Origin of the sequence: Devosia sp. (assembly GCF_039927955.1) — a bacterium.
In the GTDB taxonomy this organism is placed as follows: Bacteria; Pseudomonadota; Alphaproteobacteria; order Rhizobiales; family Devosiaceae; genus Devosia.
On the sequence record NZ_JBDSUA010000028.1, the window covers coordinates 38,684 to 64,579 of the forward strand.

General features: G+C 60.8%; 24 protein-coding genes and 1 pseudogene. 6 read left to right on the forward strand and 19 right to left on the reverse strand.

Annotated features, from left to right (window positions below):
- Nucleotides 1-3 precede the first annotated feature (3 nt).
- From ABIT12_RS08040 to ABIT12_RS08070, 7 genes are all read right to left on the reverse strand, one after another.
- Nucleotides 4-981, reverse strand: coding sequence for a type II secretion system F family protein (locus ABIT12_RS08040; RefSeq protein ID WP_348042288.1), 978 nt, complete (start codon nucleotides 979-981; stop codon nucleotides 4-6).
- Between the two features lie 4 nt (nucleotides 982-985).
- Nucleotides 986-2,476 (reverse strand): CpaF family protein, encoded by a 1,491-nt coding sequence (locus ABIT12_RS08045; protein WP_348042289.1) that lies wholly within the window; start codon nucleotides 2,474-2,476, stop codon nucleotides 986-988.
- 47 nt (nucleotides 2,477-2,523) lie between these two features.
- On the reverse strand, nucleotides 2,524-3,792 hold the full coding sequence (locus ABIT12_RS08050; protein WP_348042290.1) for an AAA family ATPase: 1,269 nt from the start codon (nucleotides 3,790-3,792) through the stop codon (nucleotides 2,524-2,526).
- Nucleotides 3,793-3,868: 76 nt separating this feature from the next.
- The gene (locus tag ABIT12_RS08055) at nucleotides 3,869-5,320 is read right to left on the reverse strand and encodes a type II and III secretion system protein family protein (protein WP_348042291.1); all 1,452 of its coding nucleotides are present in this window, start codon (nucleotides 5,318-5,320) and stop codon (nucleotides 3,869-3,871) included.
- Nucleotides 5,321-5,337: 17 nt separating this feature from the next.
- On the reverse strand, nucleotides 5,338-6,261 hold the full coding sequence (cpaB, locus tag ABIT12_RS08060; RefSeq protein ID WP_348042293.1) for a Flp pilus assembly protein CpaB: 924 nt from the start codon (nucleotides 6,259-6,261) through the stop codon (nucleotides 5,338-5,340).
- Between the two features lie 272 nt (nucleotides 6,262-6,533).
- Nucleotides 6,534-7,034, reverse strand: coding sequence for a prepilin peptidase (locus ABIT12_RS08065; protein WP_348042295.1), 501 nt, complete (start codon nucleotides 7,032-7,034; stop codon nucleotides 6,534-6,536).
- Between the two features lie 131 nt (nucleotides 7,035-7,165).
- Nucleotides 7,166-7,345 carry a Flp family type IVb pilin gene (locus tag ABIT12_RS08070; RefSeq protein ID WP_348042296.1) on the reverse strand — a complete coding sequence of 60 codons (180 nt, stop codon included), beginning with the start codon at nucleotides 7,343-7,345 and terminating at the stop codon, nucleotides 7,166-7,168.
- A gap of 389 nt (nucleotides 7,346-7,734) precedes the next feature.
- Here ABIT12_RS08070 and ABIT12_RS08075 point away from each other — a divergent pair, with 389 nt between their 5' ends.
- From ABIT12_RS08075 to ABIT12_RS08100, 6 genes are all read left to right on the forward strand, one after another.
- Nucleotides 7,735-8,181 carry a pilus assembly protein N-terminal domain-containing protein gene (locus tag ABIT12_RS08075; RefSeq protein ID WP_348042297.1) on the forward strand — a complete coding sequence of 149 codons (447 nt, stop codon included), beginning with the start codon at nucleotides 7,735-7,737 and terminating at the stop codon, nucleotides 8,179-8,181.
- 116 nt (nucleotides 8,182-8,297) lie between these two features.
- Nucleotides 8,298-8,864: a TadE/TadG family type IV pilus assembly protein gene (locus ABIT12_RS08080; protein ID WP_348042298.1), complete on the forward strand. Its 567-nt coding sequence runs from the start codon at nucleotides 8,298-8,300 to the stop codon at nucleotides 8,862-8,864.
- Complete coding sequence (locus tag ABIT12_RS08085; RefSeq protein ID WP_348042299.1) at nucleotides 8,864-9,448, forward strand: TadE/TadG family type IV pilus assembly protein; 585 nt, start codon at nucleotides 8,864-8,866, stop codon at nucleotides 9,446-9,448. The genes ABIT12_RS08080 and ABIT12_RS08085 overlap by 1 nt, the downstream gene beginning before the upstream one ends.
- A gap of 65 nt (nucleotides 9,449-9,513) precedes the next feature.
- Nucleotides 9,514-10,131 (forward strand): HAD family phosphatase, encoded by a 618-nt coding sequence (locus ABIT12_RS08090; RefSeq protein ID WP_348042300.1) that lies wholly within the window; start codon nucleotides 9,514-9,516, stop codon nucleotides 10,129-10,131.
- A gap of 34 nt (nucleotides 10,132-10,165) precedes the next feature.
- Nucleotides 10,166-10,765 (forward strand): hypothetical protein, encoded by a 600-nt coding sequence (locus ABIT12_RS08095; protein WP_348042301.1) that lies wholly within the window; start codon nucleotides 10,166-10,168, stop codon nucleotides 10,763-10,765.
- A 39-nt stretch (nucleotides 10,766-10,804) separates the two neighbouring features.
- A complete protein-coding gene (locus ABIT12_RS08100) occupies nucleotides 10,805-11,590 on the forward strand; it encodes a hypothetical protein (RefSeq protein ID WP_348042303.1) in 786 nt (261 codons plus the stop codon).
- A 212-nt stretch (nucleotides 11,591-11,802) separates the two neighbouring features.
- Here ABIT12_RS08100 and upp read toward each other — a convergent pair whose 3' ends face one another.
- The 12 genes and pseudogenes from upp to ABIT12_RS08160 form a co-directional block, all read right to left on the reverse strand.
- Complete coding sequence (gene upp / locus ABIT12_RS08105; RefSeq protein ID WP_348042304.1) at nucleotides 11,803-12,432, reverse strand: uracil phosphoribosyltransferase; 630 nt, start codon at nucleotides 12,430-12,432, stop codon at nucleotides 11,803-11,805.
- A gap of 18 nt (nucleotides 12,433-12,450) precedes the next feature.
- Nucleotides 12,451-13,668 carry a phosphopentomutase gene (locus tag ABIT12_RS08110; RefSeq protein ID WP_348042305.1) on the reverse strand — a complete coding sequence of 406 codons (1,218 nt, stop codon included), beginning with the start codon at nucleotides 13,666-13,668 and terminating at the stop codon, nucleotides 12,451-12,453.
- A gap of 2 nt (nucleotides 13,669-13,670) precedes the next feature.
- Complete coding sequence (deoA, locus tag ABIT12_RS08115) at nucleotides 13,671-14,987, reverse strand: thymidine phosphorylase (protein ID WP_348042306.1); 1,317 nt, start codon at nucleotides 14,985-14,987, stop codon at nucleotides 13,671-13,673.
- Nucleotides 14,988-15,149: 162 nt separating this feature from the next.
- A complete protein-coding gene (locus ABIT12_RS08120) occupies nucleotides 15,150-17,516 on the reverse strand; it encodes an aldehyde dehydrogenase family protein (protein WP_348042307.1) in 2,367 nt (788 codons plus the stop codon).
- A 169-nt stretch (nucleotides 17,517-17,685) separates the two neighbouring features.
- The gene (gene deoC, locus ABIT12_RS08125; protein WP_348042309.1) at nucleotides 17,686-18,675 is read right to left on the reverse strand and encodes a deoxyribose-phosphate aldolase; all 990 of its coding nucleotides are present in this window, start codon (nucleotides 18,673-18,675) and stop codon (nucleotides 17,686-17,688) included.
- Nucleotides 18,672-19,466, reverse strand: a complete 795-nt coding sequence (locus tag ABIT12_RS08130; RefSeq protein ID WP_348042310.1) for a purine-nucleoside phosphorylase — start codon at nucleotides 19,464-19,466, stop codon at nucleotides 18,672-18,674. Before ABIT12_RS08130 ends, deoC begins: the two co-directional genes overlap by 4 nt.
- Entirely contained in the window at nucleotides 19,463-19,864 is a 402-nt protein-coding gene (locus ABIT12_RS08135) for a cytidine deaminase (protein WP_407065605.1), read from the reverse strand. Before ABIT12_RS08135 ends, ABIT12_RS08130 begins: the two co-directional genes overlap by 4 nt.
- Before the next feature lie 10 nt (nucleotides 19,865-19,874).
- A complete protein-coding gene (locus tag ABIT12_RS08140) occupies nucleotides 19,875-20,846 on the reverse strand; it encodes an ABC transporter permease (protein ID WP_348042312.1) in 972 nt (323 codons plus the stop codon).
- Nucleotides 20,846-21,943 carry an ABC transporter permease gene (locus ABIT12_RS08145; protein WP_348042313.1) on the reverse strand — a complete coding sequence of 366 codons (1,098 nt, stop codon included), beginning with the start codon at nucleotides 21,941-21,943 and terminating at the stop codon, nucleotides 20,846-20,848. Before ABIT12_RS08145 ends, ABIT12_RS08140 begins: the two co-directional genes overlap by 1 nt.
- Nucleotides 21,940-22,899, reverse strand: a complete 960-nt coding sequence (locus ABIT12_RS08150) for a GIY-YIG nuclease family protein (RefSeq protein WP_348042314.1) — start codon at nucleotides 22,897-22,899, stop codon at nucleotides 21,940-21,942. The genes ABIT12_RS08145 and ABIT12_RS08150 overlap by 4 nt, the downstream gene beginning before the upstream one ends.
- 107 nt (nucleotides 22,900-23,006) lie before the next feature.
- A pseudogene (locus ABIT12_RS08155) lies at nucleotides 23,007-24,560 on the reverse strand (ABC transporter ATP-binding protein); the annotation flags it as partial.
- Between the two features lie 22 nt (nucleotides 24,561-24,582).
- Nucleotides 24,583-25,584, reverse strand: a complete 1,002-nt coding sequence (locus ABIT12_RS08160; RefSeq protein WP_348042315.1) for a BMP family ABC transporter substrate-binding protein — start codon at nucleotides 25,582-25,584, stop codon at nucleotides 24,583-24,585.
- Nucleotides 25,585-25,896: the final 312 nt, after the last annotated feature.

Here is a 25,896-nt window from a genome sequence, read left to right on the forward strand (position 1 = left end):
TCCTTAAAAGTCGAACTGGATCATGCGGTTCAGCACGAACACACCCATTGCCAGCATAAACACCGCAATGCCGGCCCAGATGTGCCCCACCGGATTGAGGATGAACGGCAACAAATAGTGCGGCGACACTAGCGTGACGAGGCCGCCGACGACGAAGGGCAGCGAGCCGATGATATAGGCGGAAGCGTTGGCTTCGGCCGACATGGCCTTGACCTTCTGCTTCATCTTCTTGCGGTTGCGCAGCACCCGGGCCAGGTTCCCCAGCGCTTCGCTGAGATTGCCGCCCGCCTGTTGCTGCACGGTGATAACGACGACAAAGAAGTTGACCTCGGATAGCGGCACACGATCGAGCAGCACGCCCACCGACTCGGTCATGGTCATGCCGAACGCCTGCTGATCCAGAATTCGGGCGAACTCGGACTTTACCGGGTCCTTGGCATCCTTGGCGACGACGCGGATGCTGTCGTTGAGCGGCAGGCCAGTCTTGACGCCACGCACGATGGCTTCGACAGCGTTGGGCAATTCGTCCAGATACTTTTCCTGATACTTCTTTTTCTTGCGCTTCACCCACCAGGCCGGTGCCAGATAGGCGATGGCTACGGCGATCGGGATGGCGAACAGGAACTGCACCTGCACGATCACCAGGATGACGAAGGCGACCGCCCCCAGAATGATGCTGTTGCGAACAAAGGCGGCGGGCTTGATGGTCATGCCGGCCTGAAACAGCCGGGCCTTGAGCGGGACGCGGCGCTGCTTGCGCTCCAGCGCATCGCTTTGCGCCTTGATGGCGCTCTGCACCGATTTGCGGCGCTGATTGCGATCCTTGAGCGCCGCAGTTTCCTGGCGATTGACGCGCATGTCGCCCTGCAGCGCCTTGCGCCGCTTGTCCGCGCGATCATTGCCCAGCACCGACGGCACCAGGGCAATACCGGCAGCACCGACGCAGATCATGGCGAGAAGGGCGAAAAGAATGGTCTGCATGGGATCAGGAATCCAGGAGTTCGCGCTGCTCGACGTTGGACTTTTCGAGCGCCTCGACCAGGTTGGCTTCTTCGTTGAAATACTTGGCGCGTTCGGAAAATTGCGGCTTGGTGATGCCGGTGGAGCGATGGCGGCCCATCAGCATGCCGCTCTGGTCTTCGCCCAGGATATCGTAGAGGAACACGTCCTGAGTGACGATGACGTCGCCTTCCATGCCCAGCACTTCGGTGATGTGGGTGATGCGGCGCGAACCATCGCGCAGGCGGGCGGCCTGTACCACCACGTCGATCGACGAGGTGATCATTTCACGGATGGTGCGGCTGGGCAGTGAATAGCCGCCCATGGTGATCATCGATTCCAGACGCGACAGAGCTTCGCGCGGGCTGTTGGCGTGCAGCGTGCCCATGGAGCCATCGTGGCCGGTGTTCATGGCCTGGAGCAGATCGAACGATTCCGGGCCGCGGACTTCGCCAACGATGATGCGTTCGGGACGCATACGCAGGCAGTTCTTGATCAGATCGCGCATGGTGATCTCGCCTTCGCCCTCGAGATTGGGCGGGCGGGTTTCGAGACGCACCACGTGGGGTTGCTGAAGCTGGAGTTCGGCGGAGTCTTCGCAGGTGATGACGCGTTCGTCTTTTTCGATAAAGGCGGTGAGGCAGTTGAGCAGAGTAGTCTTGCCCGAACCGGTACCGCCAGAGATCAGCACATTGGCGCGGACGCGGCCAAGAATGCGCAGCACTTCGGCGCCTTCGGGCGAAATCGAGCCGTATTTGACCAGCTGCTGCAGCGTCAGCTTGTCCTTCTTGAACTTACGAATGGTGAGCGCGGCACCATCGATGGCCAATGGCGGGGCAATGACGTTGACGCGGGAGCCGTCAGGAAGGCGGGCGTCGCAGATGGGGGAGCTTTCATCGACGCGGCGGCCGACCTGGGACACGATGCGCTGGCAGACATTCATCAGGTGCGCGTCGTCGCGGAAGCGCACATTGGTGAGCTTCACCCGGCCGGCGACTTCGATATAGCACTTCTGGCTGCCATTCACCATGATGTCGGAGATGTCGTCGCGCGCCAGCAGCGGTTCAAGCGGGCCATAGCCGAGCACGTCGTTGCAGATGTCTTCGAGCAGGTCTTCCTGCTCGGAGATCGACATGATGATGGATTTGAGCGCGATGATTTCGGCGACGATATCGCGGATTTCCTCGCGCGCTGCGTCCAGGTCCATGGTGGCGAGCTGGCTGAGATCGATGGAATCGATCAGCGCGTTGAAAATCGCCGACTTGGTCTGGAAATATTCCTTGTCGCGCTGCGCATCGGCAGGCGAGCGCACATCGACAACTTCGTCGGACTGGCGCAGACGGGCGGCAGAGGAATCGCTGTCGCTGGCACGGCGAGCGGGTTCGGCTTTTTCGGTCCGGGAAGGACTGGACTGCGGACGGACCGCTTCGCCGACGCCGGGGGTGTTGCCACCAAATGTTGTACGCTTGCCGAACATGAACTTCCTACCGTTTCAGTCTCGCTGGGCTACCGGGCGAGTGGTTCTCAGGCACGCTTCTTGAGGAATGACGGCATCTTCAATCCGCTGGACTTGGAATTGCCGGCATTGGCCTGGCGGCCGGTGACGTGCAGGCCGATGGCCTTGAAAACCTCATTGATCTTGTTGTTGGCGGAAACCTCGGCGATCATCTGCCCGTTATTGGCGGCGGTGCCGAACAGGGCCGCATCGAACGGGATCTGCCCCAGCAACAGGCATTCAATCGAATTGGCGAATTCCCCTGCCCCGATCTCGGGGCGGCGCGGCAGGCCCAGCTTGTTGACCACCAGCAGCGGCGCCGATTCATTGGGGCGCAGCGCCTTGATGGTATCGGCCAGGTTCTTGGCATTGCGCAGATTGGCTAGGTCCGGTTCGGCCACGATCACCACCTCATCGATGGTGGCCAGCGTCTGGCGGACCCAGGCATTCCAGGCATGGGGAATATCGAGCACCACGACCGGCATGCTGTTCTGGCTGAGTTCGATCAACTGTTCGAACTGGCGTTCTTCAAAATCGAAGGTGCGCTCCAGCGTCACCGGAGCGGTGAGCAGATTGATGTGGTTGGCGGCCTTGGACAACAGGCGGTCCAGCATCACCTGGTCGATCTTCTGATTGGCCATGACGGCATCGGCGATGCCATGGGGCGGATCCTGATTGAAATTGAGCCCGACGGTGCCAAAGGCCAGGTCCATATCCAGGATCAGCGTATCCTGACGCAGCGACTGGGCGACGGCCCAGGCCACGTTATGGGCAACGGTGGATGAGCCAGCGCCGCCCTTGGCCGAAATGAAGCCGACAGTGCGCCCGATGGGGGCGGCGCCAGCGGAGGCAAAGATTTCGGTGATGGCGGAGACGATCGACTGCGCGCTGGTGGGCAGCACGATATATTCGGACACGCCGAACCGGATCAGCTCGCGATAAAGCACCACATCGTTGACGTGACCCAGAACGATCAGCTTGGTCGAAGCGTCGCAAACCTCGGCCAGCTTGGCCAGCGCGCCCGGGATTTCCTCGGGCGGCAGCGTGGTTTCCACCATGATCAGATTGGGCGTGGGGTTGGATTTATAGGTTTCGACGGCCCCGTCGAGCCCACCATTGTGGGTGGTCAGCGCAACCTTGGACATGCGGCGATCATGGATCGCGCTTTCCACCAATTGGGCGGTCTGGGAATGCTCGCAAAAAGCCTGGATGGTGATGCGCGGAATCAGGCGGGCTCCGGCGGCAATTTCGGCCGCAGGCTCTTCGGCCTTTCTGGTGTCCGGGGTCAGAAAACTCATCGAACCAACTCTCCATTGTGCCGGCGTACCGGCGCGAATTCACGTTTGATCCGGGCGGCGAGCCGCCCGGCTCCGGTCAATCGAGCACGAAGCCGACCGAGCCCTTGAAGCTGCCACGCATGCCGCCATTGCTGGTGCCGACGCCATACTGGGTTTCCAGCCGGCCCATGAAGATGGCTTCGGCATCGCTGGCCGGCGCAACGTCATCGGTGGGAAGCGCCACCGACTGGGTGGGCTCGACCAGATAGGGGGTGACCAGGATCACCAGTTCGGTTTCGGCATGGACGAAATCGCGCGAGCGGAACAGCGCACCCAGGATCGGGATATTGGCGAGGCCCGGCATCTGGTTGATCTGCTGGCGGACCTGATCCTGCATCAATCCGCCAATGGCCAGGGTCATGCCGGACTGCAGCTCGACCGTGGTCTTGGCCTGTCGATCATTGCTGCCGGTAAAGGTCACCGAACCAATGCTGACGGTACTTTGCGGATTAGGCTCGGATACCGAGGTATCGACCAGCAGCTCGACCGAGCCATTGGAACGGACGGTCGGCGTGAAGGCCAGCTTCACCCCGAATTCCTTTTCGGTGAACGTCACCCGGCCATCGGCATCAACGCTGGTGGGCACCGGCACCTTGCCGCCGGCCAGGAACTCGGCGCTTTGACCAGACATGGCGGTCAGGGTCGGTTCGGCCAGGGTGCGCAGGGCGCCGCGGCGTTCGAGCGCCTGCAAGACCGCCTTGAGCGAGAGATTGCCCACATTCAGGCCGGCGGTGATCGCGCTATTGGTGGCCACGTTGGAGGCGCCACCCAGTGGCTGGCTGCTGACCACGCTGGTGGTCAGGCCATTGCCGGCATTGAAGCTGCCAGTAAGATTGAGGCCGAACTGCTTGACGGTTTCGCGGCTGACTTCCGCCACAGTAACCTTGAGCATGACCTGCTGCGGACCGCTGATCGACACCACGCTGGCGACGTTTTCGGGGCCGCCGGCAAACTGAGCGGCAATGGTGATGGCCTTTTGCACGTCATCGGTGGATTGGGCCGAGCCCGAGAGCACGATGCGGTTGGTGGTGTTGCCGTCCGCATCCGACAGCAATACCGATTCAACGCCGATCCTGGCGCTAGGCAGCACGCGATTGATGGTCTCCTGCAGGGCATTGCCGACATTGGATTTGGCCTGCTGGATCGAGGTATCGAGCACCGAGATGGTGCCGCCTTTGGCGTCGAGGAAGATGATGTTGGTGTTGCCGGCCGCGACGCCCTGGATAATGGCGCGGCGCGTGGAGCGCATGATGGCACCCGCCACCGTGGGCTGGGAGACGATCACGTCGCTGACATCGGCGGGCAGATCGATGATCAGCGACTTGTTGATCTCGATGGTGACTGTCTGGGTCAGACCATATTGGTTGCCCGACACGGTCAACTTGGACTGATCGGCAAAAACCGCGTTTACCGCAAGCGGGGTGCAGGCGAGGCAGGCCCCGAGCAGCAGCGCTGCAAACCGACGCGGCAGGTGGGTCACATGGAACATGGTATTCTCCTCGCGCGTCACTGCGCGACAACCAGGGGCATCGCGGCCGGCCCAACCTGGGTCGATACGGTGGGCAGTGCGCCGCCAATCGGGGCCGAAGTCATGCCCTGTTGGACCGTCAACGGGGTAGCGCTGGAGGTTACGCTAAGCTCCTTGCCGTAGCGGATCAGCCGGACGGCCTGATTGGCACTCGGTGCCGCATCGGTCGTGTCGGTGAAATCGGCGATGGAGCGCAGCGCCAGCGACAGCGTGCCGAGCGCCTTGGCGTTGACCAGTGTTTCGGTCTGCGACGGATCGAGTTCGAGCGTGGCGATGGTGGAACTGTCGAACACCTGGGCCTGCGGCCCGCCTTCGGGCGCTGGCGCGGTGGCGCCGCCGGACGCACCCAGTTCGCCCAGGCGCTTGCCGATGGCCAGCACGCGCACATTGGTGAGAACGACCTGCGAGCTTTGACCGGTGGGCGTGGCCTGGGTGAGCAGCACATCGACACGGTCATTGGGGACGACAAAGCCGCCGGCGCTGGAGGCCGCATCAACAGGCACCGAGACGCCGCGCATGCCTTTGCTCAGCACCGCCGACAGGTAGCCCTGATCGGTGCTGACCAGCTTGGCCTGGCGGATCGGCTCGCCCGGAAAAAATTCAAAACGCACAACCGAACCGGTCAATTTGGTCGGGGCATCGGGCATCGTGGCGATGTTAACATATTCGGGGCGAACCGCGCCTTCCGGCCAATCCTGCCATTCAACGGTTTCGGGTGTCAGACGCTCGCCCGTGCCGATTGCCGCCTTGGCGACCAGGATCTGCACCTTGGCCTCCTGCGTGGTGACTTCGGTGGTGATGATCTGCGGCGCGGGCTGTCCGCCACCGCGCATAACCAGAAATGCCGCCAGGCCGCCTGCAAGCAGGGCCACTGCCAAAAGTATGATCCGCGCCGGTTTCATCACTCACTCCGCTTGCACACCGGGCCTTTATGCAGGGGATCCGGCCCGTCTATCGGGGCGCTGCCAAGGGCGCACTCCAGGCGCACTGCGCCCAATTCCACGGTTGGGACTATGAGGGGAAAGGGTCAAAGTTTGGTTAACCGGGGCTTTGCAACTGCGGTTAACAAGCGGTCAATCCATTGCGGATTGCGAAACACCCATGCGCATTTACCCCAAAGCAAAGCGCCCCGGAAAGGTCGGGGCGGTGACTGCGTCAGCGATTGGAGGGAGCGTCAGCTGGCGAGCTTGAGAAAGATCGCTGAATTTGAATAGGTCACCACGCCGGCCACGGCCAGCGCAATGCCATAGGGAATGCCGGTCTTGCGGTCGTGCAGGCGTTCGAGCCAGTCAAAGCGCGCTAGGATCGGCATCATCGGCAAATGCCGCAGTGCCAGGATCGCCAGCGTCAGGGCACCGCCGAACAGGGATGCATAGACCAGATAGGGTACGGTGAGGCCAAAGCCGAGCCAGAGCGTGGTAGCCGCAGCCAACTTGGCGTCGCCGCCACCGATAAAGCGCAGCGCAAAGAGAATAAAAGCCCCCGCGAGCACGATAAAGGCAGCCAGCACATGCATGGCCAGTTGTTGAATGGGCAGATTGATGGCCAGCGCAACAATGAAGAAGCCAGCGGCCAGCGCCAGCACCAGCTTGTTGGAAATGGTCATGGTGAAGAGGTCGTAGAAGCCGGCCAATGCCATTGCAAGCGGGAAGAACAACAGCGCGGCGGTGGACATTGCGAGCCTCCATGGCACACCATTCAGGTGCTACAGGACAGCAAGGCTAGCAGCAGGCGGTTAATTTTGGAAAAACGTAAAGGGAGGAGCAGCGGTGCTCCTCCCTTCTGGACTTTACCGCGATCCGCCGATCAGGCAGCCGGGGTATTGCTCGAAAGTACGGTGGCGATACGGTTAAACAGAGTACCGAGGTTGCCGCCCAGGGTGGTCGCGGCAGCAATGATGCCAACCGAGATCAGAGCGGCGATAAGGCCGTATTCAATCGCTGTTGCGCCGGACTCATCCTGCGCAAAGCGTGCAAAAATCTTCATTCCCATGCTCCTTGCTCACGTCATTAAGTGACGCCATCGTTCGATACGTCACACATCGAACATGGACCCCAAGTTAGCGGGCAGTCCTTGAAATTGCGTTAATTGGCGGCCTCCTACCGACCGAGTTCACATGGGATTTTTGCATAACTTTCAAACACTTAATGAATTTAATTGTATTTTATCATTTATCGTACGACCCCGGTATAGTGCGGATTTTAGCTTTAATAATTGAGCAATTGGCAGAAATGCCTAAAGTCTTTGGCAGGCACGATAAAGGACGGCAAATTGCTGTGTGCTCAACTGCAAACGTTTCCAAAAACGCCGTTTGCCAATTCTTCACCATTCCGCGTGAAAATGGCCCCAAGGCTTTCATTACCCGGGACCAGTCCATGTCGCGTTTTTCGTCTTTTGCCCTGGCCGTGCTTTTGCTCGCCGGGCCGACAAGCCTGGCCCAGGCCGCTGGTGAGGGCCCGATCACGGTGAATGTGAACATGGCGCGCATCCTGCGCATCAGTGCCCCGGCCTCGACCGTGGTGGTGGGCAACCCCGCCGTAGCCGACGTGACCATCCAGGACCCGCAGACCCTGATCCTGACCGGCAAGAGCTATGGCCAGACCAACCTGATCGTGCTGGACCGCGCCGGCAACCCGATTGCCGATACGATGCTCGAAGTGGTGCAGCTGCAGGCGGGAACCATGACCATCTATCAGGGCAACAAGCGCACCAGCATGTCGTGCACGCCGGTCTGTCAGCCCGCCATCATGCTGGGCGACGAATCTGGTTACCTCGCCGAAAGCGTCAGCAATTCACGCATGGTGGATTCCTCGTCCAACTGAGGCCGGTCTTTAACAGCTGATTAACTGCTCAGGGCAAAGCCGGGAGAGGCACGGCGTTTCCTAACCATCGATTAGGCATCGCTGCATAGAGTCGCGCGGATAATCAGGCGCGATTTATGGTCCATTTTGCCACAAAGCTGAGCCGAAAACTGCTCGCCGGCCTTGCCGGAAGCCGGTTTCTGCGCGACCAGAGCGCCGCCATTGCGGTGGAATTTGCGCTGCTGGCGCTGCCATTCTTCGCCATCATCGGCGCCATTCTGGAAACTTCGCTGGTGTTCCTGTCGATACAGGTGCTCGACAGCGCCGTGGGCGACGCGACAAGGCAGATCCGCACTGGGCAGGCGCAGGCCGCGGGCTTTGACGTGACCAGGTTCGAACAGCTGGTGTGCGACAAACTCTATGGCCTGTTTGGCGATTGCAGCGGTCTTTATACCAGCGTCACCACGATCAGCGACTTTTCGGCGGTCAATGTGACGCCCCCGGTGGTTTCGAGCTGCACCAATGCCTGCACCTGGACGCAACCCGAGCAGTATTCGCCGGGCCTGGGCTCCAGCACGGTGCTGGTGCAGGTCTATTACAAATGGCCGATCATGCTGTCGATCGGCGGGTTCGATCTGGCCGATCTTTCCGACCACACCCGCCTGCTGGCAGCGGTCCGCGTGTTCCGGAACGAGCCATTCTGATGGCCGCGTGGATGGAGCGCCTGCGCCGACTGCTGAGCCGGTTCGCGGCCGCCCGCGAGGCCGTGGCGGCCATTGAATTTGCGCTGGTGCTGCCGATTATGCTGCTGGTTTATATCGGCGGCGTCGAGGCCAGTTCGCTGATCTCGATGGATCGGCGGGTGCAGACGATCACCGGCTCGCTCGGCGATCTGGTGGCGCGCTCGGACGGCAAGATCGTCTCGGCGACCCTGCAGAACTACTTCAAGGCCGCCGAAGGCATCATGCTGCCGTTCTCAACCGCCCCGCTCGTGCAGGTGGTGACATCAGTGCAGGTCATGGCCGACGGCACCACCAAGGTGGTGTGGAGCCGGCAATATGCCACAAATACCATGAGCAGCACCGGCAAGGCGCGAACGGTGGGGCAGCCCTATCCGCTGCCGGTTGAAATCACCAATATATCGCGCAGCAGCTACGTGATCGTGTCGGAGACCTATTACAGTTTTTCGCCGGTTTCGAACTTCGTCTACAAGGCCAATATTCCGCTCTACCGCGAGAATTTCCACGTGCCGCGCTTCGGCGCCGAGATCAAGCTCGACCCACCCTGATCGCGGCTTGCGCGGGCAAAAGCGGCATGGCATAGCCGGAGTCTCTCCTGACCCCCGGTGGCCCAATGTCCGAACCCCTGATCCCCGTTTTCGACCTCGGCGGCGTATTCGTCGACTGGAACCCGATGTACCTGTTCCGCAAGCTCTTCGACACCGAAGAGGAAGCGCAGTGGTTCATGGACGAAATCTGCACCCCGGCCTGGAACCTGGAATTCGACGCCGGCGAAATCTATGCCGAAGGCGTGGCCAAGCTGATCACCCGGTTTCCGCGCTACTGGCGCGAAATCCAGGCCTTTGACCTGCGCTGGAAGGAGACTTTCAACGGCTTTTTCCAGGGCACGATCGATATCCACAACGAGCTGATCGAGCAGGAACTGCCGACCTTTGCCATCACCAATTTCTCCTGGGAAAAATGGGTGAGTTGCCTGAGCGAATGGCCGTTCCTCGAAAAATTCGATGGCGTGGTGGTGTCGGGGCTTGAGGGCCTGGTGAAGCCGGATGCGCGCATCTACAAGCTGTTCTGCGACCGCTACGGCCTGGCGCCAGACAGCTGCGTGTTCATCGACGACAGCGAACCCAATGTGGTTTCGGCCCGCAAGTTCGGCATGCATGCGATCCATCACACCTCGCCTGAACAAACCCGCAAGGAACTGATCGCGCTGGGGCTGCCACTCAAGAGCTGATAGACTGGCGCCATTGCCAATCGGGGGCCGGCTAATGCTGAAATTTTTCAATCGTGCAAAACTGGCTATGCTGGCGTTGGGGCTGACGCTGGTCATGTTGCCGGCCGCAGCCGTTGTGGCGCAGGACAAGACCACCGAAGCACTCGGCGTGCCCGGACCGATCCAGTTTGCCGGCGGCAGTTATGCCCTGTCCTGGACCTCGCACCCGAGCGCCAGCTACTACAAGCAGGAATACCTGCCCGATGGTCAGACCTCCGAGCGCTACCTGTCGATGTTCATGCTGGATGTGACCACCACCGGACAGACCGTGGAAAATGCGGTCAGCGCCCATATCAGCGCCCTGGAGGGACGCAAAAGCAGCGATCCGATGGTCAATTACAACAGCATCCAGAACAAGCAGACCGGCGAAGTGATCCTCGATTGCATCCTCAGCGATACCAGCGGCCCCGAAGCGGTGGTGGAATGGGACGCCTATCGCTACACGCCGCTGGGCGACGGCATTGCGGTGTTTGCCATCAGCCAGCGCGCCTATGGCAATGACATCGAGCCGTTCCTGGCCAATCAGGTCGATGCACGGCAGGTGTCAATTGGCGAGCTGGCCAAGCTGGAGCTGCCCAAGGTCGCACCGCAATAGATTGACCAGCTTTGGCATGTTGAAATCTGGAACCCGCCCGTGTCGATCATCAGGTTTTCCATCGTCGTTGCGCTCGTCGCCATCTCCGGCTTTTTTATCACGATTGCGGTGGCCCAGCATGCGGGCCAGTTGATGCTGCTGGCGTTTGATCGCTTCGACGACCGGCCGGCGCGAGACATTCTGCTGATCGGCAATAGCCGGACTTATCTAAACGACATGCCTTACATGATCCTGGCCATGGCTGACTCGGCACGATCGCCGGACAAGCTGGAAATCAAGGTTCTGGCGACAGACGGGGCGAGCCTTGAACAGCAGTGGAGCGACACGACGGTGCAGCAGGCGCTGGCCAAAACCTGGCAGACCGTGGTTTTGCAACCAGAAAGCCGAGCACAAAGCGGCGAAACCGAACGCGCCAGTTTTTTCCAGTTTGCCAAACAGTTCGCCGCCCATATCCAGGCAGAGCATACCGCCTTCATGGTCAATTGGGCCTATGACACGCCGGCCTATCCTGACGGCGCCGATGGTCGTGCGCGGCACGTCGCCCTGATCGAAAACGACTATCGCACCATGGCGACGCAGACCGGTGCGGACCTGACCTACGTCTCGCGGGCATGGGATCTCGTGCGGGCGGAACAACCCGGTTTTTCGCTATATCTGGATGGAAACCACCCCACGATCTACGGCAGCTATCTGGCTGCGCTGATGATCTACGCCTACCTGTCAGACAGCGACGGCAGTGCCGTTTCCTACATCCCCGCCCCAATGTCCGCCCCGGACGCGGCGAGAATCAAGGCTGGCGTCGCGCAGGCGCTCCGTCGGCAGTAGAGGGACCAATTGCTTGGGTGGGAGGGCGCCTGCTCGGCGACCACTGCTCTCCCTTCTCCCCTTGCGGGAGAAGGTGCCCAAAGGGCGGATGAGGGGTTTCTTTTCTTCACCCTTTGTTGGCGGAAACAACCCCTCACCCTGATTTTCTGCTGGACGCAGAAAATCTGTCCCTCTCCCGCAAGGGGCGAGGGTGGGACGGTGGAGGTGAAGACCTACTTGGTGCCGTACATGCGGTCGCCCGCATCCCCGAGGCCCGGGATGATGTAGCCTTTTTCGTTGAGATGGCTATCGATCGAGGCGGTGAACACCGGCACGTCCGGGTGAGCTGCGGCAAAATTCCTGATGCCTTCGGGTGCCGCCAAAAGGCACAGGAAACGGATGTTGTTGGCGCCGCGCTCCTTTAGCTTTTCAATCGCTGCGGTGGCCGAATTGCCGGTTGCCAGCATCGGATCGACGACAATGATTAGGCGATCCTCCAGATTTGACGGCGCCTTGAAGTAATATTCCACTGGTTCAAGGGTTTCATGATCACGATAAATGCCGATATGGGCGACGCGGGCGGCGGGAACCAGATCGAGCATGCCATCGAGCAGGCCATTGCCGGCGCGCAGGATCGAGGCGAACACCAGCTTCTTGCCCTTGATGGCCGGGGCCATCATTTCGGTCATTGGGGTATCGATCGGGATCATTTCGAGTTCGAGATCCCGCGTCACCTCGTAGCACATCAGGTGGGCGATTTCGCGCAGCAGGCGGCGGAAACCGGCGATGGAGGTTTCCTTGTTCCGCATGATGGTCAGCTTGTGCTGGATCAGCGGGTGATCGATGACGGTGACGTTGCTCATTTGACCACCCTTGGCGCGTTACAGGAAGCTTTTGCCATGGTGACCGGGAGGGAGGCCCAGCCAATGGGCGATGCTTTCCCCAATATCGGCGAAGGTTGAGCGAATGCCAATCTCACCCGGCGTCAGGCTTGGGGAAAACAGCAGAATGGGGGTCTGTTCACGGGTGTGATCGGTGCCGGGCCAGGTCGGATCGTTGCCATGGTCGGACGTCAGCACCAAAAGATCATCCGGCTGCATCGCCGCGATCAGCTCGGGCAGGCGCGCGTCGAACTGTTCGAGGGCGTGGGCGTAGCCGGGCACGTCGCGGCGATGACCGAACTCGCTATCGAAATCGACGAAGTTGGTCATGATGAAAGACCCGTCCTGCGCCATGGTCAACGCATCGAGCGTCTTGTCGAACAGCGCCATATTGCCATTGGCCTTGAGCTTATGGGTGACGCCCATGGTAGCGTAGATGTCGGAAATCTTGCCGATGGCAAAGACCTGCCGGCCATTGGCCTTGGCGCGATCGAGCAAAGTCGGCTCGGGCGGCGCGATGGCAAAATCGCGGCGATTGCCGGTGCGCTTGAAGGTGGCGGCGGTTTCCCCGGTAAAGGGCCGGGCGATGACGCGGCCAATGGTCAGCGGCTTGGTCAGGGCGAAGGCGATCTGACAAACCTCGTAGAGCCGCTCCAGCCCGAAATGGCTCTCGTGTGCGGCGATCTGAAACACGCTGTCGATCGAAGTGTAGCAGATCGGCTTGCCGCTGCGGATCGACTCCTCGCCCAGTTCGGCGATGATATCGGTACCAGAAGCATGCTTGTTGCCAAGGATGCCCGGCAGGCCGGCCTGCTGGACCAGTTCGGCGATCAGGTCAGGCGGAAATGTCGGTTCGGTCTGCGGGAAATATCCCCAGTCGAAGGGAACCGGCACGCCGGCGATTTCCCAATGGCCCGAGGGAGTGTCCTTGCCCTTGGAAACTTCGCGGCCGACGCCGAAGCGACCGCCTTTGGGCTTGTGTGCCATGTTCGGAGGGACGGTGCCGGTAGACAGGCCGATGGCAGCGCCGAGGCCCATCGCGTCCATGTTGGGCAGGTGCAGCGGCCCGGCGCGCAGACCGGCGCGATCGGCTTTGCCATTCGCCGCGTGTTCGGCGATATGGCCGACTGTGTTGGAGCCGGTATCGCCGTAGTCGGCCGCATCGGGCGCGCCGCCGATGCCGACGCTATCAAGAATGCATAAAATGGCGCGGGGCATGGTCAGGCCTTTCTCGTCGGCGCGATGGCCTCGACGATCAGATGGTGCGTCGGCGCGCTATCGCCAAGGCGATAGGCCGCACGTAGCCGCGCCTCGGCATCAGCGCCGCTGGCCGCATCTCGTGCGTGAATGCGCGCAATAGGGGTTTTGCCGTCGACCTTGGCACCAAGACCGGCGAGACGATCGAAGCCAACGGTGTAGTCGATTGGGTCGGATGGCGTAGCGCGTCCGCCGCCAAGAGCGACGACGGCCATGCCGACGCCGCGCGTATCGATCCCGGCAATGGTGCCCTGCCCGGTGGCGAAAACATCGCGGACGATGGCGGCAGGGACAAGGTAACGGTCCGTATGCTCGACGAAATCGGCGGGACCACCGAGCGCGGCGACCATTTTGCCGAAGTGCGCGGCGGCTTTGCCGCTAGCGAGCGCGGTTTGCACCTGTTGGCGCGCATTGGCGACGCCGCTCATTTCGGCAAGGCTGGTGCAGAAGGCGAGCGTTACTTCCTTGAGCCGCGCGTCCTGATGTCTGCCAGTGAGGAAATCAACGGCGTTGCGCACTTCCAGACCATTGCCGGCGGCGCTGGCCAGGGGTTCGTTCATATCGGTGATCAGGGCGCCGGTGTTGAGCCCGGCCCCGTTGGCGACATCGACCAGGCTGTTGGCCAGATCGCGGGATTTTGCCAGCGTCGGCATGAAGGCGCCGGAACCGGTTTTGACATCGAGCATCAACGCACCGAGACCGGCGGCGAGCTTTTTAGAGAGGATCGAGGCGACAATCAGCGGGATGGACTCGACCGTCGCCGTCACATCGCGGATGGCGTAGAGCAGCTTGTCGGCAGGCGCCAGATCAGCAGTCTGGCCGATGATGGCGCAGCCCACGGATTTGACCACGTGACGAAACAGGGCATTGTCGGGGCTGGTCTGATAGCCGGGAATGGCATCGAACTTGTCGAGGGTGCCGCCGGTATGGCCCAGGCCCCGGCCGGAGATCATCGGCACATAAATGCCGATAGCGGCCAGGATCGGCGCCAGCATCAGGCTGACATTATCACCAACCCCGCCAGTGGAGTGTTTGTCTGCAGTGGGACCATCGAGATCGGACCAATCGAGCACCGTGCCACTATCGCGCATGGCAAGGGTGAGGGCGACGCGCTCGGCGCTGTCCATGTCGTTGAAGTAGACCGCCATGGCAAAGGCGGCTGCCTGCGCATGGGAGACCGTTCCATTGGCAAAGCCGCCGATGAAAGCTGCGATCTCATCGCCGGTGAGTGCGTGGCCGTCGCGCTTTCTGGCGATGATTTCTTGCGGGAGGAAGACCATTGATCGCGGCTCTTCTTGTTGGTTCTAGCGCTTGCTGCTCCACCCCACCCTCCTCCCCTATCAAGGGGGAGGTGCCGTCCAGTGAATAAAACCGGATCGAGCCACAAGAGTGGAGAGACACTTCCCCCTTGATAGGGGAGGAGGGGGGGTGGAGCCGGGAGCTCAAGCCCCGTATGGCACCCAGACGTTCTTCACCTGCGTCGCCTTGCTCAGGAAATAATCCCCCTCAAATCTCCGGTCGGCGAGGTCGTAATAGAGCCCGCGCGAGGTCCAGGTCTGTTTCAGATTGCTGATCGAGGCCCTTTCGACCATGGCGGACGCTTCAGCCGAGCCAGCGAACCACAGGCCATCGACTCCGTCATGTTCTGCGAGGGTTTTTGCTAACGTAATGCTATCGCCAGTGACGATATTGATAACCCCATGCGGTACGTCCGAGGTCTCGATAACCTGATAGAGATCAGTGACGCTGAGCGGCGAACGATCCGAGGGCACCAACACCACCGGATTGCCCATGGCCAGCGCCGGAGCGATCAGCGCGATGGAGCCAAGCAGCGGGCGCGATGGTGGGGCGACGATGCCGATGACGCCGATGGGCTCGACCATGGCGATAGCGACAGTGCGCTGCGGTGGATTATGGACCGCGCCATCATATTTATCCGCCCAGCCAGCAAAGGCGAACAGGCGCTCGACCGACAGGGCGACCTCGGCGGCACCGTCTTCGCCGGTCTGCGCCTTGATGCGGGCCGCGAACTCCTCGCGCCGATAATCAAGGTTTTCCGCAAGGAAATAAAGGATTTGCGCGCGCGAATGGGCGGCAGTCGTTGACCAGCCAAGCGCCGCGCGGGCGGCTTCGACAGCGTTGCGGATGTCCTTGCGGTTGCCGTCGCCGACTTCGCCGATCAGCGCGCCCGTGGCGGAATGGACCGGGCGGCTGTAGCCGCTATCGGGGCGGGCCTGCTTGCCGCCGATATACATTTTAGCGGTTTGATCGACGTGACCGTTATCGAGCGGATTGGCAGCTTTAGCCGGGGCAATCTTGGCGGCGGGGGCAGGTTTAAGGTCCTTTTCCCAGGCGGGTTTGAGGTAGGCTGCAAGACCCTCCTTGCCGCCTTCGCGGCCGTAGCCGCTTTCCTTGTAGCCGCCGAAGCCGACGGCGGCGTCGAACTGGTTGGTGCCGTTGATCCAGACCACGCCGGCCTTGATCTTGGGGGCGATATCGAGCGCCAGATTGATATTTTCCGACCAGATTGTTGCCGCAAGACCGTATTTTGTATTGTTGGCCAGTTGCACTGCTTCTTCGGGGGTGCGGAAGCTCATGGCGACCAGCACCGGCCCGAAGATTTCCTCGGTGACCAGGGTGTTGGCGGGCGACACATTGGTCACCAGAGCGGGTTTGAGGAAACAACCCTTGGCGGGCAGGTCCATGTCCGGCTCGTAAATCACCGCGCCTTCCTTGGCGCCGGCCTTGAGCATGTCCTTGACGCGGGTAACCTGCACCTGGGCTACCAGCGCGCCGATATCGACCGACTTGTCCAGCGGATCGCCGACACGCAGGGTGGACATGCGCAGCTTGAGCTTGGTGATGAAGCGCTCTTCGATGCTTTCCTGCACCAGGAGGCGCGAACCGGCGCAACAGACCTGACCTTGATTGAACCAGATGGCATCGACCAAGCCTTCGATGGCACTATCGATATCGGCATCTTCAAAGACGATATAAGGGCTTTTGCCGCCCAGTTCGAGCGACAGGCCCTTGCCGGTGCCGGCAGTGGCGGCGCGGATGGCCTTGCCCACTTCAGTAGAGCCGGTGAAGGCGATCTTGTCGATGCCGGGATGGCCAGTAATCGCCTGACCCGTGCCGCCTTCGCCAGTGACGATATTGACGACACCCTTGGGCAGGCCGGCGCGATCACAGATTTCGGCGAACAGCAGCGCCGTGAGCGAAGTGAATTCGGCGGGCTTGAGGATGACGGTATTACCGGCGGCGAGCGCCGGGGCGATTTTCCAGGCCAGCATCAGCAGCGGGAAATTCCACGGAATGATCTGGCCGCAGACGCCATAAGGCACATGATCGGGGAAGGCGCGGCTCAGGTGCTGGGCCCAGCCGGCGTGATGATAGAAATGGCGAGCGACCAGCGGAATATCGACATCGCGGCTTTCGCGGATCGGCTTGCCATTATCGAGGCTTTCGAGCACCGCGAACAGGCGGGCGTGCTTCTGGATCAGCCGGGCGATGGCATAGAGATATTTGCCGCGCTCGTAGCCGGAGAGCGCGCTCCAGAGCGGGAAGGCAGCACGAGCGGCTTTTACTGCCGCGTCAACGTCCTCCGCGGTGCCGTCGGTGATCTGCGCCAATGAGGCACCGGTGGCCGGATTGTCGGACGAGAAGGTCTTGCCCGGCTTGGTCCATTGCCCATCGATGTAATGGCCAAAGGTCTTGCCGTGGCTGTCGAGCCAGTCGAGCGCGGGCTGCGGGCCTTCGGGGGCCGGGCCGTAGTCGAGGGATTCGAAGATTTGCGCGATCTTGTTCATGCTTGGCCTTCTTTAGAGTGCCGAATTTGTGAGGATCGCGAAGGACCCCCTCCCTTCCCTCCCCAAAGGGGGAGGGTGAATTCAGTGGTTGTCGCATCATGGCGCCAGACCCTGGGTGTCACCCTCCCCCTTGTGGGGAGGGCCAGGGAGGGGGTTGGCGCCGCGTGTGCTAAACCATCGGCTGGCGGTAGTCGGCAGCGTAATGCCCGGTGAGGCTGTGCTCCAACTGGCGTTCGATATCGGTCAGCAACGAACTCGCCCCGAACCGGAACAGGTGCGGCTGCAACCACGTGTTGCCGAGTTCTTCCTTCATCAGCGCCATGTATTTGAGCGCGTCGCCCGCGGTGGCGATACCGCCGGCGGGTTTGTAGCCGATTTCCACGCCAGTCTCCTCGTGGAACCAGCGGATCATGCGGATCATGGCCAGCGAGGTGGGCAGGTTGGCATTGACCTTTTCCTTGCCGGTCGAGGTCTTGATGAAATCGGCGCCGGCCAGCATGCAGACCAGCGAGGCCTTGGCGATATTGGTCAGGGTGGCCAGTTCCCCAGTACCCAGGATGGTTTTCATATGGGCGGCGCCGCAGGCCTTGCGGAAGGCTTTGACCTGATCGTAAAGCGCCTGCCAATCGCCGCGCAGCACCATGCCGCGTTCTATGACGATATCGATTTCCATGGCCCCATCGGCCACCGACATCTCGATTTCTTTGAGCTTGGTTTCAATCGGCGCGAGGCCGTGCGGAAAAGCAGTGGAGACGGCGGCGACTGGAATGCCGCTGCCTTCGAGCGCCTTGACGGCAGTGGCGACAAAGCTGTGATAGACGCAGACCGCGCCGGGCAGGATCTTGAGATCGCTGACGTCGAGGCCGGCGAGAATTTCGCTGCGAACTGGATGACGCGCCTTGGCGCAGAGCCGCTCGACGCGACCGGCGGTATCGTCGGCATTGAGCGTGGTCAGATCGATCAGGGTGATGGCCTTGAGCAGCCAGGCAACCTGATAATCCTTTTTCACCGTGCGGCGCGCGCCGATAGTCGAGGCGCGACGCTCCAGCGCCGAGCGGTTCATGCGGACGCGCCCGACCCAATCGAGATCGAGCGGGAAGCCCGGATTGCGCTGGTGTCCGGCCTGGGCCGGGGTGTGATCGACTATTCTTAAGCTCATAGCTCCTCCACCAGAGCGGGAATGAGTTTTCTCAATTTTTCCGCGCCCTGTACGGCCATGGTTTTGGTGTGTTCGTGACTGATATGCTCGTTCGAAAGACCCGCGCCCATATTGGTGATGGATGAGCAGGCCCAGACCTTCATTCCCAGATAACGCCCGAGAATGACTTCGGGTGCCGTCGACATGCCGACGGCGGTGGCGCCCAGACGAATGGCCATCTGGATTTCGGCGACGGTTTCAAAGCTGGGGCCGGAATACCACAGATAGATGCCCTGCTTGACGTTGAGGTCCAGCCGGTCGCCGATGCCCTGCGCCTTGGCCCGCAGGTCAGAGTCATAGCAGTTGACCATGTTGACAAAACGGCGGTCGGTGGGTTCGCCGATCAGTGGGTTCATGCCGGCATAGTTGATGTGATCGCTGATCAGCATCAGATCGCCCGGGCGGATATTTTCGTCCAGCGAGCCAGCGGAATTGGTCAGCAGCAGTTTTTCGGCGCCCAGATCGGCCATGGCTTCGAGAGCCGGGCGCATGGCGGCGGCATTGCCGTGTTCGTAATAGTGCTCCCGGCCGGTGAGGATGGCGAGGCGCTTGCCACCCATGGTGCCGATCAGCAGATCGCGGCCATGGCCGGAGACGCCGCCGCCGGGAAAGCCCTTGAGCTCGGAATAGGGAATGGTGACCTTGTCGGCGAGCAGATCGCCGATCGAGGACAGGCCGGAGCCGAGCACGAGCGCGGCGGCGATGGGTTCGCTGCCGGCGATCTTGCGGATAGTTTTGGCGGCTTTGGTCATCGGGGCAGGAACTCCGGGCCGAAGGAATAGGGCAGCAATTGTTCGAGGGTGGAGATCAGAGGTTCGCCTTCGACGCCATGAGAAATCACGGTGACGTTGAGGTCGGCAAATTCACGAATGCGTTGGCGGCAGGCGCCGCAGGGCGTGACCGGGGTTGTGCCGGGACCGGTGACGTAGATGCGGGTGATGCGCTTGCCGCCGCCGGCAATCATGGCGGCGATGGCGCTTGCCTCGGCACAATTGCCGACCGGATAGGCGGCATTTTCGATATTACAGCCAGCATAGATCTTGCCGTCATCGGCCATGATTGCGGCGCCCACCGCAAACTTGGAATAGGGCGCATAGGCCTTGGCGCGAACGGCTTCGGCCGCCTTGAACAAGGCCTGATCGGTGGGCATGCGCGGCATCTTAGCGTTCCTTGGTATAGGGTACGCCGCTGGCCTTGGGCGCCACGGCGCGGCCGATAAATCCTGCAAGCAGAATGATGGTCAGCACATAGGGCAGGACCTGGATGGCCTGCACCGGCACTTCGCCGATCAACGGGAATTTTACGCCCTGCAAGCGGAATTGCAACGCATCAAGGAAACCAAACAGCAGACAAGTGGCCAGAGCCGGCCAAGGCTTCCATTTGGCAAAGATCAGTGCCGCAAGCGCGATATAGCCGCGACCTGCCGACATGTTGTTGTTGAACCCCGCAGACTGGGCAATCGACAGATAGGTGCCACCGATGCCGACCAGAACGGCGGTGATGATAAGCGCCTGGTAGCGCAGCCTGGTGACCGAAATACCGGCGGTGTCGAGGGCCTTTGGATTTTCGCCGACGGCGCGCAGGCGCAGGCCGAAACGGGTCTGGAACAGCACGAAGGCGGTGACCGGCACGGCCATGAACGCCACATAGGCCAGGATGTTATGGCCCGAGATCAGTTCGGAATAGAGCCCACCAAGGATCGGCACGTCTTTGAGCTGATCGGCAAAGGGCAGCGTGATCGGGTTGAAGCGCTGGTCTCCGGACAGTTGCGGGGTGTAGCCACCACGATGGAACCAGCTTTGTCCGAGGAACGTGGTGAGGCCCGCGGCGAGGAAATTCAGCGCCACACCGGAAATGGTCTGGTTGCCCTTGAGGTTGATCGAGGCAAGGCCGTGGATGGCCGACATGCCAAGGGCAACGCCAACCCCGGCCAGCAGGCCAAGCCAGGCCGAGCCGGTAACAGCGGACATGGCGGCGGCACCAAAGGCGGAACCGAGCAGTTTGCCTTCGAGCCCGATATCGACAATGCCGGCGCGCTCGGAATAGAGCCCCGCGAGGCACGCCAGGATCAGCGGGATCGCCAGCCGCACGGTGGAATCAAGGATCAGGATCAGGTCGGTATAGTACCCCATCAGCCGCCTCCCGCCGCGGGTTCGCGCGGCCTGAACAGGCGCTCCAAAGGCGTGCGCAGCATGTCGCCCATGGCGCCGGTGAACAGGATGACCAGGGCCTGGATGGTGACGATCATTTCGCGGGTAATGCCGGGCATGGAGAAAGCCAGTTCCTGACCGCCCTGATAGAGAGCGCCGAACAGCAGCGCCGAGAGCGCCACACCAAGCGGATGACCCTTGCCCATGAAGGCGACGGCGACACCGACAAAGCCAGCGCCAGAAACGAAATTGAGGATCAGCCTGCCCTGCACCCCGCCGACATTGTTGACGGCAACCATGCCCGCCAAAGCGCCGGAGAGCGCCATGGTGATCATGATGATCTTGGCATTGGATATGCCGGCATAGCGTGCCGCAGTAGGGTTATGGCCGAGGGCGCGCATGGCGAAGCCGAACTTGGTATGCCAGATCAGCCAATAGACGGCCAGCAGCGCCAGCATGGCGAGGAAGAAGCTGATATTGACCGGCGAATTCTTGAACAGGCTCCAGAACAGGCGCAGTTGCGGTACGCGGCTGATGGCGTCGATGGGGGCGCTTTCGTCGGAGGCGACGGTGTCGGGCTTGAGGATGCGGCTGATGATATAGCCCATCATCGAGGTGGCGATGAAATTGAACAGGATGGTGGTGATGACGATGTGGCTGCCGCGTTTGGCCTGCAACACGGCAGGCACGAAGGCCCAGGCCGCGCCGAACACCGCGCCGGCGATGACCATGGCGGGGAAGGTGATGAACCAGGGCTGACCATTGAGCGCCAGGGCCGCCAGGATTACCCCGAGGCCAGCGACATAGGCTTGCCCTTCCGGCCCGATATTGAACAGGCCGGCATGATAGGCCAGCGACACGGCAAGGCCGGCGAAGACAAAATCGGTGGTGTAGTAGAGGGTATAGCCGAAGCCCGAACCGTAGCCGAAGGCGCCGTAAAGCATGATACCGACGGCATCGAGCGGGTTCTGACCGACCAGCATTACCACGATGCCGCCAATCAGGAAGGCCAGCACCACATTGAGCAGCGGCAGCAGCGCAATATCGACCCAGCGCGGCAGCGGGACGCGGGTACTCATGAGGCCTCTTCAAAATTTAGGGTGGCCAACTCGGCTTGCCTGTCTTGATAGGCTTTAAGCGTATGGCCTGTTGATTTTACATGCCAGGTCGTTCTGCCGTTGTCATTTCTACCCAAAATGACGGCGGATGCTGCCGATGGACTGGAAAATGGGACGTCGCGCGTGAAAACCAGAAAATTGCTGCTCGTCTGCTCCGAAAGCGCGCCATCGTCCATCAATTGCTGTCGCAAGGCGGCATACTGATTGACCGCGTGTTCTGGGTTTTTCCGAGCAAGAGTGCCCTGACGTACGACGATCTCGTCTGGAAACTGGACGGCACTGCCTTCCAATCCGTCTTTGGTTTTTGGGAAAATCAGCTCTAACCCAGAGGTATCGACAGCTTTGTCGATCGTATCCCCTGAGATATCGCGCGGATTTGCCATTGCAACACGTTGTAACGGCTGCCGTAGAACATCGAAGCCGAGAACCGGAAGCAGAATCTGAAGTTGCTCTAAAAAAAACTCCATGTCGGCAACGTCAGACTCAGGGACGCGCCCCGACGGCGGTTCATTGCCGTTAATTACATTGGAGCGCCCGGCGCTCTTAGCCAACGCTGTGACACGGCTTTCGAGATACCGAACGTGCGTTTTAGTCAAATTCAAATCTGAGCTGGTGATGAGGCAAAAGGTTTCAAAAAAATCCTTTTGATCACCCTTCGAATGCTGCTGCACCCTACGACCGACGTTATCACTCTCGCCAATGTATACGTCGCGCCTAACACCCGTTTCGGTCTGGTCGCCAAACAATATATATAGACCTGTCTTGTCCGCATCCTCTCTTTGCAAAACCTCTGCAAGTTTGGCGCGAGGGGCTACCAACACTCGCCCCGTCCAATTAATTATTTCTGCCGAGATCACTCCCGACTGCGCACTGCCGTCGACCAAAAAAAGTCTTACAGTCCTTCCGAGCGCACCCATTACTCGATGTCCTTGTCGAGCTTTGGCGACATCTGCATGATGGTCTTTTCCACCGGGGTGACGTGTTCTGGCAGGCGGCCGGACTGTTCGGGGGCGCCGCCATCGTGAACGCCCGCCATCAGCAGACCCAGCGCGCCTTCATCGGCGGTGGCCGGATCGGCTTCGCCCACGATCTGGCCGTCGAACAGCACCAGGATGCGATCGGAGAGCGAGCGGATTTCGTCGAGTTCGACCGAGACCAAAAGGATCGCCTTGCCGGCGTCACGCATCTTGATGATCTGGTTGTGAATGAATTCGATGGCGCCGATATCGACGCCGCGGGTCGGCTGGCCGACGATCAGCACATCCGGATTGCGTTCCATTTCGCGGGCCAGCACAATTTTCTGCTGGTTGCCGCCGGAAAAATTGGCGCTCTTGAGATCGGTATTGGCGGGGCGGATGTCGAACTTCTTGATGCGTTCGGCAGCCTCGGCCCGGGCCTTGCCGACATCGAGCGCGAGGCCGGCGCCGTAATCATCCTGATAGCCCAGGATAGAATTTTCCCATTCGGTGAAATTGGTCACCAGACCCATGCGGAGGCGATCCTCGGGGACGTGAGCAAGGCCGGCTTCGCGCAGGCGCGCGGCGCCATCGTCACCGAAGGCCGAGATGGACTGACCGTCGATCAGTACCTGCCCAAGGGTCTGGTCGCGCATGCCGGAGATGGCTTCGAGCAATTCGGACTGGCCGTTGCCGGCCACGCCGGCGATGCCCACGATCTCGCCAGCCCGGACCTGAAAACTGACATTCTTGACGCGGGCAATCTTGAAATCGTCGGTGACCACAAGGTTTTGCACATCCAACATCACCTTGCCGGGGTGGGCAGGGCCTTTTTCGACACGCAGCAGCACGCGACGGCCCACCATCAGTTCGGCAAGTTCACCGGGCGAAGTCCTGGCGGTTTCAAGCGTCTTGACCATGGCCCCTTGGCGCATGACCGACACTTCATCGGTGATGGCCATGATTTCGCGCAGCTTGTGGGTGATCAGGATGACGGTCTTGCCCTCATCGCGCAGGGTGCGCAGGATGCGGAACAGGTGGTCGGCCTCGGCGGGGGTGAGCACGCCGGTCGGCTCGTCCAGAATGAGAATATCGGCGCCACGATACAGCGCCTTGAGAATTTCGACGCGCTGCTGCTGGCCCACAGAAAGGTCTTCGATCAGCGCATCGGGATCGACTTCGAGACCATAGTCGGTGGCCAATTGCTTGAGCTGCTTGCGGGCCTTGGCCAGCGTGGTGCCGAGCAAAGCCGAATCTTCGGCGCCGAGCACGATATTTTCGATGACCGAGAAATTATCGACCAGCATGAAGTGCTGGTGGACCATGCCGATACCGAGCGCCAGAGCGTGGCGGCTATCAGTGATGTGGACGGGCTTACCACCAACGCGGATTTCGCCGCTATCGGCCGTGTAGAAACCATAAAGGATCGACATCAAGGTTGACTTGCCGGCGCCGTTTTCACCCACGATGCCATGCACCGTGCCGCGCTTGACCGCGAGGTGAATGTCCTTGTTGGCGTGGACCGGGCCGAAATGCTTGTTGATCCCGACCAGCTCGATGGCCAGTGGTAGAGCAGCGGCTGTTGCCAGCCGCTGCTCTGTGGTTTGGGCAATATTTGCCATCAGCTCGTTGCCTTGCCTGAAATCAGACCGGGCAAGCCTTGTCGGACATGTAATCGTGGATCTTGATTTCGCCGGACTTGATCTTGGCAGTGGCTGTATCGACAGCAGCCTTCATTTCCGGAGTGATCAGCGCGGCATTGTTGTCGTCGAAGGCAGCGCCGACGCCATCTTCGGCCAGACCGAGCACCACGGTGCCGGCGGTGAACTTGCCGTTCTTTTCATCCATGAAGGCGTTGTAGGTCGCAATATCGACGCGCTTCATCATCGAGGTCAAAACGTTGCCGGGGTGCAGGTAGTTCTGGTTGCTGTCCACGCCGATACCGAACTTGCCGGCATCTGCTGCTGCCTGCAGCACGCCTGCGCCAGCGCCACCGGCCACCTGGAACACCACGTCGGCACCCTGATCGAGCTGCGACTTGGTGACTTCAGCGGCCTTTGCCGGGTCATTGAAGGCTTCAAAGCCAGCGCCGACATAGGTTTCAAGAACCTTGATCTGCGGATTGACCGACATGGCGCCTTCCTTGTAGCCGCACGCAAAGCGTTCAAGCAGCTCGAAGTTGAAGGCGGGGACGACACCGATGGTGCCAGTAGTCGACTTCATGGCAGCCAGGATACCAACGAGGTACGAGCCTTCCTGTTCCTTGAACACCACCGAACGCACGTTCGGCAGATCGACGACCGAGTCGATGATCACGAAGTGGGTGTCGGGGAATTCGGGAGCAACGGTGGTCAGCGCGGTCGCCCAGGAGAAGCCTGGAACCAGGATGGGCGAGAAGCCCTTGGTGGCGAACTGGCGGATGGCCTGTTCACGCTGCGCATCGCCGGTGATTTCCAGATCCGAATAGGAACCGCCGGTTTCCTTCTTGTACATTTCGGCGCCGGTATAGGCGCTTTCGTTGAAGGATTTGTCGAACTTGCCGCCGCCGTCATAGACGAGTGCGGGATCAGCAAAAGCCGCGCCAGCCATGATCGCGCTAAGCGCAACGCCACCGGCAATGGCCTTGGTGAGTTTGGTCAATGTCATTGGAAAGTCTCCCTGTCTCGCACATAAGCGCTCGCATCAAAACGCAAGCGGACAATCTTCGTGCGCTGACAAGGATACAATCGTGCAAACGGCCCTCAAGCAAGAGGGAAAACAGCATTTTTTTCCGAATGGTCAAAAATGGGATCGAGGGTTTTGCTGGGATGTGGGCCCTGATCGGGCGCCTTGCTGCATCAAAGCCAGTAGGCACCCCTCATCCGCCCTTTGGGCACCTTCTCCCGCAAGGGGAGAAGGGAGGGACGGTGTTCACCACAAGAGTGGGGCACCCCTCGCCCCTTGCGGGAGAGGGTGGAT